This window comes from Methylomonas sp. 2F7 (assembly GCF_057126975.1).
In genome coordinates, this window is the sequence record NZ_CP195203.1 from 3,962,696 (window position 1) to 3,976,465 (window position 13,770).

The 13,770-nt window shown below is 47.2% G+C and carries 11 protein-coding genes; 6 read left to right on the forward strand and 5 right to left on the reverse strand.

What is annotated here, in order from left to right; all coding sequences use genetic code 11:
- Nucleotides 1-14: 14 nt before the first annotated feature.
- The 5 genes from ACR64Q_RS17820 to ltrA all read right to left on the reverse strand — a co-directional run bounded on the left by ACR64Q_RS17820 (nt 15) and on the right by ltrA (nt 6,868).
- The gene (locus ACR64Q_RS17820; RefSeq protein WP_026602268.1) at nt 15-977 is read right to left on the reverse strand and encodes a transketolase family protein; all 963 of its coding nucleotides are present in this window, start codon (nt 975-977) and stop codon (nt 15-17) included.
- On the reverse strand, nt 974-1,792 hold the full coding sequence (locus ACR64Q_RS17825) for a transketolase (RefSeq protein WP_026602269.1): 819 nt from the start codon (nt 1,790-1,792) through the stop codon (nt 974-976). Before ACR64Q_RS17825 ends, ACR64Q_RS17820 begins: the two co-directional genes overlap by 4 nt.
- Before the next feature lie 94 nt (nt 1,793-1,886).
- Nucleotides 1,887-2,882, reverse strand: coding sequence for a GHMP family kinase ATP-binding protein (locus ACR64Q_RS17830; RefSeq protein WP_026602270.1), 996 nt, complete (start codon nt 2,880-2,882; stop codon nt 1,887-1,889).
- A gap of 4 nt (nt 2,883-2,886) precedes the next feature.
- On the reverse strand, nt 2,887-4,407 hold the full coding sequence (locus ACR64Q_RS17835) for a B12-binding domain-containing radical SAM protein (protein ID WP_036275929.1): 1,521 nt from the start codon (nt 4,405-4,407) through the stop codon (nt 2,887-2,889).
- 1,252 nt (nt 4,408-5,659) lie between these two features.
- Nucleotides 5,660-6,868, reverse strand: coding sequence for a group II intron reverse transcriptase/maturase (ltrA, locus tag ACR64Q_RS17840; RefSeq protein ID WP_483823304.1), 1,209 nt, complete (start codon nt 6,866-6,868; stop codon nt 5,660-5,662).
- 1,011 nt (nt 6,869-7,879) lie between these two features.
- On the opposite strand from ltrA, the gene ACR64Q_RS17845 reads away from it, so the two are divergent.
- The 6 genes from ACR64Q_RS17845 (at nt 7,880) to ACR64Q_RS17870 (ending at nt 13,763) form a co-directional block, all read left to right on the forward strand.
- Nucleotides 7,880-8,209, forward strand: a complete 330-nt coding sequence (locus ACR64Q_RS17845; protein WP_155931119.1) for a hypothetical protein — start codon at nt 7,880-7,882, stop codon at nt 8,207-8,209.
- A 652-nt stretch (nt 8,210-8,861) separates the two neighbouring features.
- Nucleotides 8,862-9,116, forward strand: coding sequence for a hypothetical protein (locus ACR64Q_RS17850; protein WP_026602273.1), 255 nt, complete (start codon nt 8,862-8,864; stop codon nt 9,114-9,116).
- Between the two features lie 731 nt (nt 9,117-9,847).
- Nucleotides 9,848-10,645 (forward strand): NERD domain-containing protein, encoded by a 798-nt coding sequence (locus ACR64Q_RS17855; protein WP_483823354.1) that lies wholly within the window; start codon nt 9,848-9,850, stop codon nt 10,643-10,645.
- A 106-nt stretch (nt 10,646-10,751) separates the two neighbouring features.
- On the forward strand, nt 10,752-11,777 hold the full coding sequence (locus ACR64Q_RS17860) for a type IV toxin-antitoxin system AbiEi family antitoxin (RefSeq protein ID WP_483823355.1): 1,026 nt from the start codon (nt 10,752-10,754) through the stop codon (nt 11,775-11,777).
- Nucleotides 11,740-12,588, forward strand: coding sequence for a nucleotidyl transferase AbiEii/AbiGii toxin family protein (locus ACR64Q_RS17865; protein ID WP_483823356.1), 849 nt, complete (start codon nt 11,740-11,742; stop codon nt 12,586-12,588). Before ACR64Q_RS17860 ends, ACR64Q_RS17865 begins: the two co-directional genes overlap by 38 nt.
- A gap of 92 nt (nt 12,589-12,680) precedes the next feature.
- Nucleotides 12,681-13,763 (forward strand): hypothetical protein, encoded by a 1,083-nt coding sequence (locus ACR64Q_RS17870; RefSeq protein ID WP_483823357.1) that lies wholly within the window; start codon nt 12,681-12,683, stop codon nt 13,761-13,763.
- Nucleotides 13,764-13,770 lie beyond the last annotated feature (7 nt).

The following is a 13,770-nucleotide window of genomic DNA, read 5'->3' on the forward strand; positions in this document are numbered from 1 at the left end:
TGTCGAATACCCGGTTAATGAGAAAGTGATTGAATGAATGCCGCAACGCGCCGTTGCACGGCTTCCGGCCCTATGCCGACTTGTTCGTGTAATTCGGCCCGTGTACCCAGTTCGAAACGGTAGCCGCCATTGACCCCCAGATTGAGCAGTGTCAAGGGCAGTTTACGTCGGGCCAGGAAATCGAATAGCATGGCATCAACCCCTCCGCGACCACTAAAGCCTTCTTCCAGACTGACCAAGCCTTGATAGCCAGCGAGTTCGTCAGCTAATCGATCCGCATCGAAACGCGCAATGTCCACCAAATCGATGACACCGACATCGTGCTCGGGGTCTTGCTGAGCCGCCACCTTCAGCGCGGTATGTAACATGTAGCCGGTGGCCAGCAAACACACGCGCTGGCCGCGACGGTGAACGTGAAAACCCAATCGTAAGTCCGGTGCCGTTTGTTCGTAGATTACCGGCAATACCTGAGCGTCAAAGCGCAAATATTTGGGGCCGGTAGCCGATACGCAGCGCTCGAACAATGCTCCCGCCGTTACATGGTCGGCGGGTGAAAACACTTGGAAATTCGGCATCGCGCGCATAAGGGTCAAATCTTCGTAGCACTGGTGCGTCGGCCCGGAAACCACGTAACTATAACCGGCGCCGACGCCGATCAGGTTAACGTTAATCGGCCGCACTTCCGACAGCAATGCCAAGCTGACACGAATCTGTTCGTAGCAGCGCATGGTTATGAACGGCGCAATCGCGTAAGCAAACACGGTAAACCCTTCGAGCGCCAGACCGGCAGACACGTTGATCAAATTTTGCTCGGCGATACCGACGTTGACAAAACGGTCGGGGAAATCGGCGCGTATTTTATCCAGTATCGGCGAACCAAAATCCGCACTGACGAAAAATATTTTCGTATCCTGCCCCATCGCTTGCCAAACCCGATCAAGCAGAACGTCGCGCATCGGTAGCGGTTTGGTCGTCATGGCAATTGCTCCAGTAGACTGTCAATTAATTCCGGCTTGGGATTAAGAATGTGCGACAAAGGCGCATTCTCCAATCCCGGCACACCGCGACCTTTCAAGGTTTTGGCGATCAGCGCTTTCGGCTTACCGGCCGCCGTCACCTTCATCTCCAACAAACCCGCCTGCACAGCCAACACATCGTGACCATCGACTCGCCGACAATCCCAGCCAAACGCGGTTAAGCGCTCGCTTAGCGAATGGTGGCTGACGATATCATCGGTATAGCCGAGCATGCTGATACCGTTGTCGTCGATGATGAGATTCAGATTGTCGAGCCTGTGTTGAGAGGCAAACATCGCGGCCTCCCAATTGGCTCCTTCGTGCAATTCGCCGTCACCTGACACGACGAACACTTGTCGGTCACTATCGAGCCGCTTCAAGCCCAGAGCCATACCGGTGGCTACGCCCAGGCCATGGCCGAGCGAACCGTTGACAGTCTCATAACCAGGAATCACCGGATCGGGAATACCGCCCAAAAAACCGCCGCTATGGCAAACCCTCAACAATTCATCTTTCGAAAAAAAACCAAGATCGGCCAAAATCGGATACATACAAATTGAACCGTGACCCTTGCTGATCACGCAACGGTCACGATGCGCCGCCAATGGCTGAGAGGCATCGAAACGCAATACGCCTCCGTAATACAACGCGACAAAAATTTCAACGGCTGATAGCGACGAAGCAAGCCGAGTCTCGGGCGCGCGACGGTGGATCGCGAGCGTCTCTCTCCAGACCCAATCGGCCTTGGCGCGCAAATCAAGGGTTTCGGAATTCACAGCAGCGCCTCCATTTCGGCGTTGGTTCGGTAATGGGTCGAACCGTTGGTCTCCCCGGCATGAAGACCAAGACATAAGAACTGGTGCATCACAATTAAAGTCCGTTGGGTTGGTAGAGAACTACACGGCTGCCGGAGTCTTCGAAATTGAACGGCACGTGAATCAGCTTGTCGAGGCGTTCGCGAATCGCGGCCTGTTTCTCCGGTTTAGCAAACAACAACAAGAAACCACCGCCACCAGCACCCAAAATCTTGCCGCCGATGGCGCCGGCATCCATTGCCGCATTGTATATTTCGTCGATCTCTGGGGTGGACACCCGTTCAGACAAACTGCGTTTGTAATGCCAACTGGCATCCAACAGCCTACCGAACGATTCGATGGGTTCGCGGCCGTCCTGCAGCAATGCGATAGCCTCGTCGACCATCGCCCGCATCAGCTTCAGCTCTTTCTCGCGATTTTTCAAATTGTCGATTTTCGACTTCGCGACTTCGGAGGCAATACGCGAGAAGCCGGTAAAGCACAGCATCAAATGCTGACGAAGCTCTTGTTGGCGCTGTTGCGGGAGAATCACCGGCGCAACGTCGAAGGTATCGTTGGTATGAAACTCGATCCGGTTGAAACCACCGAAGGCCGCCGACACTTGATCTTGGGAACCGACATTCTCACCAATCAAGTTTTGTTCGATGTGAATCGCGTCCCTAGCCAATCCATCCTTGTTGGTCATTCGTCCTTGCAAGGCTTGCAAGGCGTTCAACAAGCCGACGGTAAACGACGAGCTGGAACCCAAGCCGGAACGGGCAGGTAGGTCGCCATCGTGATGAATTTCCAGGCCTTCCTCAACATTCGCCCAGTTAAGCACCGCGCGAACCGCGGGATGTTGAATTTCGTCGTTATGTTTGACGTTTTCGATCAGGGAATAGACGATGCGGTGTTTATGGTCGAAAAACGGCGGCAGACGGCGGCAACTGATGTAGCAATATTTGTCGATCGAGGTCGACAGCACGGCGCCGCCATGCTCACGATACCAACCCGGGTAGTCGGTGCCACCACCGAAAAACGAAATCCTGAACGGGGTTCTGGTGATAATCAAGTGCTTAATCTCCCAACAATTTCCGCTTAAGGCGGATGCTCGCCATGTCCTCGATATTCTTGCGCTCCTGCACGCCGAAACGGCGCTCGGCTAGCTCAAGATAAGCGGGATTTGAAAAATAGGTTTGCCATGCCTGATCACGGAAGCGCAACACATCCTCCGAACTCAAATACTTGGTCGGCAACGGTTCGCATTCATACGACAGGAAGGCAAAGCCTTCGTAAGTCTTGGGCAGTTTCCAGCCGTTGCGTTTGGCAATATGGTACATGGGACTGCCCGGCAAGGCCTGACAAGGATACATGTTGGCCATCTCGGTATTGAGCTCGATGGCAAGATCGAGCGTTTGCTGCATCGTTTCCAGCGTATCATCCGGGAAGCCAAAGATATAGTTGCTGATGATGCTGATGCCGGCATCGCTGATCGTGTCGCACACGTCACGGATATTGACTTCCTTGAACGACCCCTTGGAAACTTCTTGACGCACCATCTGATTACCCGCCTCGACACCCAATGCCAGCCAATTTACACCAGCGCGCTTGAATAAATCGAGCGCATTGCGCCTGACAGTATCGACGCGGGAATAGGTCCACATATTAAAGTCGAAACCTCTATCGACCACGTTTTGCAGTATGGGCTCGTAGTACTTACGATTGAGAAAGAACATTTCGTCGCTGATGCGTAGCGTGCGAACGCCAAGCGTCGCCAGTTTTTCCATTTCGCGAATCACCCAGGCTGGCGACCAAAAACGCATGCCGCGGGAATGCGAGGCATCAATGCCGACGCTGTTATCGGACCGATTGACGATGTTGATCATGCAGAAATCGCAACCGAAATTACAACCTAGCGAGGTGTAAATAGCCGCGAACGGTGTGCGTTTATCGTGGCTGAACTCGGCATGCCAGAAATGCGCCCGGTAAAGGTCGAGTGGCTTGTCGCGGTAAGGCAGCAAATCCCAAGCATAACCCGGCAGGTCTTCGTCCATCCGTTCCTGCGGTACCACAGACTGAGGCGGGTTGAGCACGGGCAAGGCCGAAGAGCCCTGTTTATAGCCGATGCCCTTGACATGCGCCAAGTCGCTCTCGAGATTGCCTCTCAACAGATTATGCAATGCGTAAACGCCTTCGTTGAGCAACACAATATCGACGCAATTATGAGCCAGAACGTCCAACGGCAAAGCACTCGTATGAGAACCAACGAAGGCAATCCGTATTTGGTTACCAACAGTATCCTTAAGCGCGCTAGCCAGAGCCAATGCACCGATCATGCTGGTTGTTCCGGAATTGGGATTTTGCCCGTAGACGACGAACACTACCAGACGTGGATTGAACTCATCAATGCGTTGCACCGATTGTTCAAGCGTCAAACGCTCAGCGTCGCAATCCATCAAGGCGACATCAAATCCCTTGCTTCGGCATGACTCCGCCAGTAACAGTGCCCATGTAGGGGGCTCGATAGCTGAATAGGTTTTAGCGAGATCCTGATAAGCCTTATTAGACGAATCTGGGTTTATGAACAATACATCCATCTAGTATTTAAATATGTAGGGCCAAGGACTGTTGCGACTCATCTAGATAACCGAAAAAACACAATCTAAAGCATCGACGCTTTTGTAATTGCGCTTCAATTTTCATTCGGCATCAATTGTCATACGCTGTAAAAAAGTCTCTCCAGGGACAGCTGACTCGTACACGATAAAACACCCTTACACTGCTTGCCGAAGCCTTAGTAGCGTTGTATATATTACGGTGTGCCCGCCCGCTTCTCTTTAAAATTGAAAACTCAATCAATTTAATAAATCGGTTCGATTTCAAACCAATAATAGCATCCTTGACTAGCTTCTGGTGCTAGTTGATTTAAGAGCCCGTTAAAAACGCAATTCGGTCAAAAATCACCCTCCAAATATAGCCTTACCATTAAAGCTTACTCATCGGCAACAACAAAAAATCAATAAATTATAGACAACATTTTGTAGCAACCATACTTATGGTTACTCAACGTGAAAAATAATTTCAATAGACTGTTGAAAAGGCGATTAGCAGAAGATAAAACGTAAGTATTTGACCAGAAACTTTATACTTTATCTCTGAATTATTGTATTTATTCAACACGATATTAAGAGCTTAAAATGTTTTTTGTAAAAAAGCAATCTACGTTGCCAACCCATTTAATAAGAGCCATGACTTACTTCATTCGATACAACCATGATCGATCAGCTCTGAATCGTCAAAATTAACCAAGCATTATTTGCACAGCGATCCTACACCGTATCACCCCGATCTTGCCCGCTTCCACCTATAGACAGATTTAAGTTCGAAGGCTTCTGGTGATTAAAACAGAAAAAATGGTCGTGTCAAAATCCATCCTAACCGAATTGTTCAAGATCTTACTCGGGTTATCAACAATCCGAGGACCTAATTGGTGAAAACGGCCTGCTCCGGGGAGTCGCTATTTTTGCCGAAAGATTTTTTCGGGCATCCTGCTGGAAAAAATCGGCAAAAATGACGCGACCGCTTATGCCTTCGGCGCCCCGATTCGTCCGCGTCACCTCGTTCCGACCCAACAAGGGGTCGAAACATCGGCTCTCGCATGACTTAACGCCGTGTCGCGATGCCTTGCAGGTTTTCTCCGCTTCGCTGCGAAAACCCGCCCGGCGCTACGGCTATCGGGGACTAAAAATCTTCACTTCGCTGGCGCTCCGTTGTTGAGTAGACCGCAGGCACTTCCCCCGCAGCCTCTCGCAGAACGGTACGTGAACCTCTCGATTCATACCGCTCCCATCAGGCAAACGCACCTATCATTCCCGCTCGCCAATGAGCGAACAAGTTTGGATATTGATCAGCAATCTTCGCCAGAAACATCATAGCCTTGATCTTGTGCTGGCGAAGCGGCTTGAACTTACGCCTCGCCCACCTCACCAGAGTCATATTCACGTGGCGACACAGTCCGTACAACGCTGAGCGGGTATAACAACCATAATAGGCTAGCCACCCATTGATGATGGGATTCAACCATTTAGCGATCTCTCCCAAACTCAACTCGGTACGTGTTCGCACCCGTAACGTTCTAATCTTTTGCCGCATTGACTTCAGCGCCGCTTTACTCACTGCGGGCGTAAAGTTTACAAACACGCTGTTTCTCTTACGATTCCTACAAAGTCGCCGTCTAAACGTATATCCGAGAAAATCAAAGGATGTATGCTCATATTGCCCTTTGCGACTACCATCTTTACAGTAAACGATCTTGGTTTTCACCGGATGAAGTTCAAGTCCACAGGACTGAAAGCGTTGTTTCAATACTTCCAGCATACGTTGGGCTTCCGCCTCGCTACAGCAGTGCACCAGACCATCATCGGCATAACGGCACCAGACTGTATTCGGGTAATGAGTTTGCAGCCATTTGTCGAATACATAGTGCAGAAACAGATTACTGAGCACGGGACTGACAACCCCACCTTGTGGCGTGCCTTTTCCCCGACTGATCAACTCTCCATTTGGCATCTGCATCGGCGCCGTCAACCAACGTTCAATATATAACCTCACCCAGGGTGTATCCGTATGTTGATAGACCGCTTTAAGCAATAAATTGTGCGGTATATTGTCGAACAACCCCTTGATGTCAAATTCAAGCACCCAGTCGTAACGCCAACAACGTTCTCGCGTGACGCCCACCGCATCCAATGCTGACTTATTCGGCCTGTATCCGTACGAGTCAGGCAAAAAGTGCGGCTCAACCTGGGGTTCAAACTCCAGCTTGACGACCATTTGAGCAATACGATCACTCACGGTGGGTATGCCCAAAATCCGTTCGCCGCCCGCTTTCTTTGGTATGGCTACCGCTTTCACAGGCGGCGGGAAGTAACTGCCAGACGATAGCCGGTTCCATAGCTTGTAAAGATTGGCTTTCAGATTTCTTTCAAAATCTGCTAACGATTGCTTATCAACGCCAGCGGCACCGGCATTGGCTTTCACCAATTCAAATGCGCGCATGACTTGTCCTTTTGAGATGACAAATGGCTTTGCCCCGCTCACATCATCCTCCTGCCATTAGACAGTTGTGACATCAACAAAGGCTGCCTGATGTTGCCCCTTCGCTCCACGTTCATTACAAACGTTTCCTCGCTACTACGGGCAACTCCGCCCCAGTATCACGCATCGGTACTCTCATGCTCATAAATTGAGTTATTTGCATTTCTCCCTTAGCATCATGATGACTGGTTCCCACAGTTCCCATTGAAAGCCCAGTACAGAGTCACGCCCACTATACGCCGGACACCGCCTGCACAGCCTTCGGATTCGCTTACAGGCTAATCCCAAGAGTCTTGGACGCCCCTGGTTTTGATGTCAAATCTCTGAATAACGACGCGTCAACATAGGTTCGGTTTAACTCGTCTCTCTGTACCCTACCTACTAATTATGAATTAGCTTTTCCTCAACGCTCACTACCTGCACTCTTAATACAAGCAGCTTGAGGTGGTTTAAAGCCAGTTTCCGACAACAGACTTTGATGGGCCTACCATCATCTTCCAATGAGCTTATACACATCTGATCGCTATTTCCTTACAGCCTCAGTTTGTGTGCCTGTGGCACACTCCAAGATTTTCAGCGGACGCAATTTCCCCAAGACCAAAAGCTATCTTGCTCGGTGATACCGAGCATAATGCGCAAATCGGGCTTAGCTTCAGAACGAAGTAGCGCTTGCCGCCGCGTGCTATCACCCCCGGCTATGGCATCGAACAACCAAGCCACCCCAAACCGGAACAACTGGCTTTTTCGCGCTTATCCACGTGAGTTTTTACGTTTCGATCCGCCAGCAATCCGGCGCACTACATTGTTTAGCGTTATGTCAGCGGGCACTGAACACGCGAGATTACTAATGCTGTTGCCGCTACTGACCTTAGCTGGCGGATTTGAAACTGAAGGTAGCCGTTTTACAGTGGCTCACCGCCTCCTCTCCAGGCTGAAGCTAAACTGGGATTTCGAAACCGCGCTTGTATTTTTGTGGGACTGATCACGGCGCAAGCCTGGCTCATGCCGCTCAGGGACCGGGAAAGCCGCTCACTGCAATTGCGCTTCGCCGATCATTTAAGACAACGGCTTTATGATGAGGCAGCCCATTCGCGCTGGAGCTTTCTAACAGACCAGCACAGCGACGAAATTTTCAACGCTCTCACTTCCGAGACGCAGAGAATCGGCATCGGCACCTTTTTCCTTATGCACCTATTTACCCTATCTCTGCTGGCACTTGCCTACCTGTCCGTCGCCTTCCGCATGTCGCCCCTCTCACTCTGCTTGCACTGGGCATCGGTTTACTGCTTTGGCTTTTGCTAAGGAGCACGGACAGAGCAAGCAGGGAAAGCGGCATACTGCCAGGAGAAGCGAACCGCAACCTGCTCACCAGGACACAGGACTTACTGTACGCGTTGAAGCTCATAAAAATACACGACGAGGAAGCATGCCACATCCGCCGTTTCAATGATGCAGTCACCGACGTCAACCGGCGATTTATCGATTTCCAAAAATGCTGAACCCGCGCACAAATGACCTACCGCATGGGCGGTGCCGTTGCGCTTGCCTTACTCAGTGAGCGCCCACCCTGATCGACTTGACGCCTGCCCGTTTGCTTAACGATTGCCATATTCGCCCGTATGCGACCCCACCTTTCTGAAATCGCCGGCGGTCGACAGCAATTACTGCACGTGCTGCCAGCGTTTTCGGCCCGGCAAAACCTATTGGCGGTTACCTCGCAAACCGCGACTTTCGGCCTCCCCATGATAAGCCTGCACGGCTATACATCTTCTCCTTGCACTGAGAATCAAAGTGAGAAGCTGATGAAAGAGGAGCGTCAGCCTTACCATGTTAGATCGCCCGAGGAACAGGCTCGAGCTAAGCCGATGAGGCCGCTATCGTAGCCAAGAGACGAGATGAGGGTGAAATTGCTTTACTAGACAGAAAGTATCGGGATGCTTTGGAGCGAAGGGATATGCAAACGGCCAATTCTCTTAAAAGTTTGATAGATACAAAATTAAAAATCCTCAAAGGAGTACCAGACAGTTATAGCGATAAATTGAGTGATCAGGCAGCAGCGTTACATGGGCAAATGTCTGCTCGACAAGCTGAAATGAATGCTCGTATCCAAGGTCAAAAAATGCAGATGGAGAGTCAGATGCATCGTATGGAAACTCAAATGCTGCAACAGCAACAGCAGCAGCAAATTCAGCAGCGTCTATTCCAATGATGCCATTATCACCTGTTTAGATTGGCATCCAGAGAGAGTCAGAAATAGATCATATACCCCTAGCTTACCAAACGCCCCCAGATCTAACCATCCCCCCCCCCAGGGTCTAGGAATTAGAAATTGACCAGGAACTTGCTTGGACTGACAGGAAGAAAGGAAAAAAATGAAGTAAAGTAGATACAGGCAAGGCGAAGCCCTGTCCTTTTTTTGTCCTTTTTAAACGGACGAACAGCTAGTATTGATTGACTTGCAGAATCAGATCTTTGGAGAATTTCTTATCTATCAGACTGATAAATAAGTTGGAATGGTGGGGTGAACGATGGGGCTCGAACCCACGACAACCGGAATCACAATCCAAAACCCCAGCGGATTTTTCTATTAAAAATCAATTGGTTGCATAATGCTATTTTTCACCAATTGGCTATTTAATACCCTTTTTTATCAACAAGTTAGTGATTGTTTTTCACCAAACAGTCCAAGCCTAAGTCACTGAATTAACTATACTTTTACATTACCACAAATTCCTCTTAATGTTAAGATTTTCAAGATATTTTTATTGCCATTAGCCTGCAAAAGGCTCCGCCAAGAAGCCCCCCCCTTAGCAGCTTAAGGAGTGAATAGGATTGGCCAAAGTCCCTTGACTATTATCAACACAGCTCCATGGGTAAGATAGAATCGGCTACCATTTATTCATATAAATAGCCACCTTACCTAGACAACTGAGAATCACAATGGATTTAAGCCATATTCTGATGCAAGCCTTTGCTCCAATGATCAGCGCTTATTGGTGGATGATACCGATCACCATCACGTTGGCGATCTTGAAGACACCTTTTATGAAAGGCGTGATCGGCGAATTTCAAGTCAATCTGATTGCCAAATTACGTTTGGATAAAGATGTCTACCATCTGATCAAGAACGTGACATTGCCAACCGAAGACGGCACTACTCAGATAGATCATGTGATTGTGTCAAAGTACGGAGTTTTCGTGATCGAAACCAAAAATATTAAAGGCTGGATTTTCGGTAACGCTAACCAAAAGATGTGGACTCAGCAACTCTATCGCCATAAAACGCAATTCCAGAATCCACTTCATCAGAACTACAAGCATACTGAGGCATTGAAAACATCCCTTGAACTGGAATCAGAGAAGATGTTTTCGTTGGTGGTGTTTATCGGTGACAGCGATTTCAAAACACCCATGCCGGAAAATGTCGTTTATGCTGGTGGCTATATTCGGTTCATCAAGAGCAAGAAGCAGCCCATCTTGTCAGACCTTGAGGTGATAAACATCTGCAAAAAGATTGAATCAGGCAGGCTGACTCCATCTATCAAAACTCATATCGCGCACGTTAATCACGTCAAAAGCATCGTTGAACAAAAACAGCAGTTACGTGGCGAGAATGCTTGTCCGAAGTGTGGTCAGCCTATGGTTCTAAGGACTGTCCGTAAGGGGGAAAACGAAGGTAATGAATTTTGGGGATGTAGCGCATTTCCAAAATGCAGGACTGTCAAATCGGTAAATTGAAGATTAAGGAACTGCCATTGACTTCGTGTTCAATTTCTAACAATGTACATTATTTATGAACAAGCTATAATAATGAACAAGAAATTGAGCAACAGGCCGAACAACCGTGAGAACACCAGAAATCGAGTTATTCGATAACGCCATAACGAAGTTTAAGCAAAGCACTGGCTTTACTGTCGAAATAACTCAATACTTTCCTGCAGACTACGTCGATGCGACCGGCTTTATAGACACCGGAGTAGCGCGCGTACCAGTTGCAATTGAAATGAAAGCGAGAGTAACTAACCCGGTTCTCGGGGCCATCATCCATCAATTCAACCAAACAAGCGAACATGGGCTGTTAGTCACCGACTACATAAACCCGCTTATGGCGGAGCGACTGAAAGCTATGAATATTTGGTTTCTCGATGCTGCCGGAAATGCCTATATCAATGCCCTGCCTGTATATGTTTATATAAAAGGCAATAAACCACCTGAGACTCCCGCAACCGGCAAGATATTAAACCGGGCGTTCACCCCAATCGGTTTAAAAATCGTTTATGCTCTTCTATGTCGTCCTGATTTGGTTAATGCGCCTTATCGTGAGATTGCTCAAACCGCAATGGCAGCATTGGGAACAGTGGCCTTGGTATTCAAGGATTTGATCCAGATGGGATATATAATTGACATGGGTGCGCGTGGTCGACGCTTGAAAAATCGGAAAAAATTATTAGAGCGCTGGATGATTGCCTATCCAGAACAACTCAGACCCAAACTTGAAACAGGAAGATATCTAGCACCTGATCCGAATTGGTGGCAACAAGCGCCACTGCATAATCTGCAAGCCTACTGGGGGGGGGAAGTTGCTGCAGATAAACTCACACATTATTTAAAGCCACATATCGTTACCATCTATGTCATGCAACAATGGGCTGGCAAACTAAAAATAATCAATAAATTACGCAAAGACCCGGCAGGCGATATCGAAATCTTAGAGGCGTTTTGGGATGTCGAGGGCGAAATCAACCGCACAGATATAGCTAACCCAATACTCATATATGCCGACCTGATGGCCAGCGGCGACCCAAGAAACATCGAAACGGCACAAATCATTTATGAGCAAGAACTTACTGAACATTTCCGGGAAGATTAGAGAACCGTTTTTCTCGATCTACTCTTTGATCTCTGATATTGCCGAACAAAACAACCTGCCGTTTTTTATCATTGGTGCGACCGCGAGAGATATCATCTTTGAACAAGCTTTTGGCATTAAAGCCCCCAGAGCGACAAAAGATATCGATTTGGCAGTTCAGGTGGCAAGTTGGCAGGACTTTGAACAGCTTAAAAGTCAATTGATCGCAACTGGTCAATTGGAAAGCGACAAGATGGTTCAACGGTTGCGCTACCATGGAAAAATCCCGGTGGATATCGTACCGTTTGGAGATATTGAGTCAAACGGCAATATCATTTGGCCGCCCGAATACAGCATAAAAATGAGTGTGACTGGATTTAAGGAAGCCTATGACAACACCCAAGTTGTCAGACTCAGGGAAAACCCAGCCCTGGATGTTCATGTAGTGACGCCAATCGGATTGATTGTGTTAAAAATCATTGCCTGGAGCGAACGTTATCCACAAGCGCAAAAAGACGCTTCGGATATTGCATTTATCCTGCGTAATTATATCGGCGATTGGAATCGCGCCCGTTTATATAACAATTATGAAGACATTGTTGATGCTGAAGATTATGACGAGGTAAGAGCAGGCGCCAGAATGCTGGGACGAGAAATAGCTACGATTTTATCCTTACCAAGCAGGCAAATAATCAGCAAAATTCTGCAAACTCAAACTGGTGAGCAAGAGCATTACCAATTAATTGAAGATATGAGAGAACGATTTGAGGAAAATCTTGAATTACTGGAAGCGCTAACTCGCGGCTTGCATGATGTATCGCCAACACAATAATGGAAAAAACCATAAAATTCTAGTAAATTAATAGCCATCTAAACCGCTATTTATGCGACAGTCTAATATAGAAAAAAGATTAAAAAGTAAGCATGATGCGCGACGTAATTATAAAATTTTTACAGAAAACACCGGGAATTAAAGCAAAAGAAATTGCTAAGAAACTCGATTTAGATAAGAAATCAGTGAACTCATGTTTATATTTTCATAAGAAAGACTTTTTTCATGATGAGGATTTTCATTGGTACTTGTCGAGTAATAAAGAAATTCGCATAGAATTTCCTAAAAAAAAGTGGATCGATTGTAATTTATTTGAACAGACACTATCTGATGTTGGCAGTCCTTTGGATTCTGAAATATCGACGATTGTATTTGTTCTTCCCAAAGACAGCAAAATACTTTTAGAAGCTGCAGCACGACTCATGGCATTAGCAAACCAGCTTTTATCTAAAGGTAAAACTGTTGTTATAGATTTTACTCACTCAAATGACGCTTTATCTTACCTTAACCGCGTAGGCTTTTTTGAACATCTACGTAGTGACGCATCAGTTTTACCAGAACGTCCTGAAATATTTGAAGCAAAGGGAAGGAATGATATTCTTGTTGAATTTGGTGCTATTGACCCAATCAACCCAGACGAATCAATACCTAAACAATTAAAATTAAGCTTTGTTTCTCATGCTGGAGATAAATATTCCCAGGCCGCGTTTACTGTATTAACGGAATTATTTGGAAATGTTAGAGATCACTCTGAGTCACCTATCCCAGGCTTTGTAGCATTACAGTGCTATAAAAATGGAATAAAGCCCCACATACAAACAGTCATATCAGATAGCGGTAAAGGTATTATCGGAACTCTTAAACCAATATTAAACAAAAAATACCCTAAACTTGCAGAAGAAATATCAAAATCAGAAACTAATTATGATGAATTACTTCTGAAAAAAGTTTTCACAAAAGGAGAAATCAGCCGATCTGAAGATGAAGGTCGAGGTTTGGGACTTAAAAGTAGTAGTGATGCAGCTTCTAAATTTAACGCAACTATATTAGTAAGACAAGAGAATTGTGCAGTAAGACTTGGTTATAAAGATGGAAAATTAGCTGAGTTTTTATTTCAATCAGACATGGCAAAAATCTATGGAACCCATATCTGCTTTGATTTTTTACTTGACTAACGTAAAA

What these genes read in the sequence shown, in the direction of transcription:
- ACR64Q_RS17855 (WP_483823354.1), top strand. Translation starts at nt 9,848, where the DNA reads ATGGATTTAAGCCATATTCTGATGCAAGCCTTTGCTCCAATGATCAGC.
- ACR64Q_RS17820 (WP_026602268.1), bottom strand. Translation starts at nt 977, where the DNA reads ATGACGACCAAACCGCTACCGATGCGCGACGTTCTGCTTGATCGGGTT.
- ACR64Q_RS17835 (WP_036275929.1), bottom strand. Translation starts at nt 4,407, where the DNA reads ATGGATGTATTGTTCATAAACCCAGATTCGTCTAATAAGGCTTATCAG.
- ACR64Q_RS17865 (WP_483823356.1), top strand. Translation starts at nt 11,740, where the DNA reads ATGAGCAAGAACTTACTGAACATTTCCGGGAAGATTAGAGAACCGTTT.
- ACR64Q_RS17870 (WP_483823357.1), top strand. Translation starts at nt 12,681, where the DNA reads ATGATGCGCGACGTAATTATAAAATTTTTACAGAAAACACCGGGAATT.
- ACR64Q_RS17850 (WP_026602273.1), top strand. Translation starts at nt 8,862, where the DNA reads ATGCAAACGGCCAATTCTCTTAAAAGTTTGATAGATACAAAATTAAAA.
- ltrA (WP_483823304.1), bottom strand. Translation starts at nt 6,868, where the DNA reads ATGCGCGCATTTGAATTGGTGAAAGCCAATGCCGGTGCCGCTGGCGTT.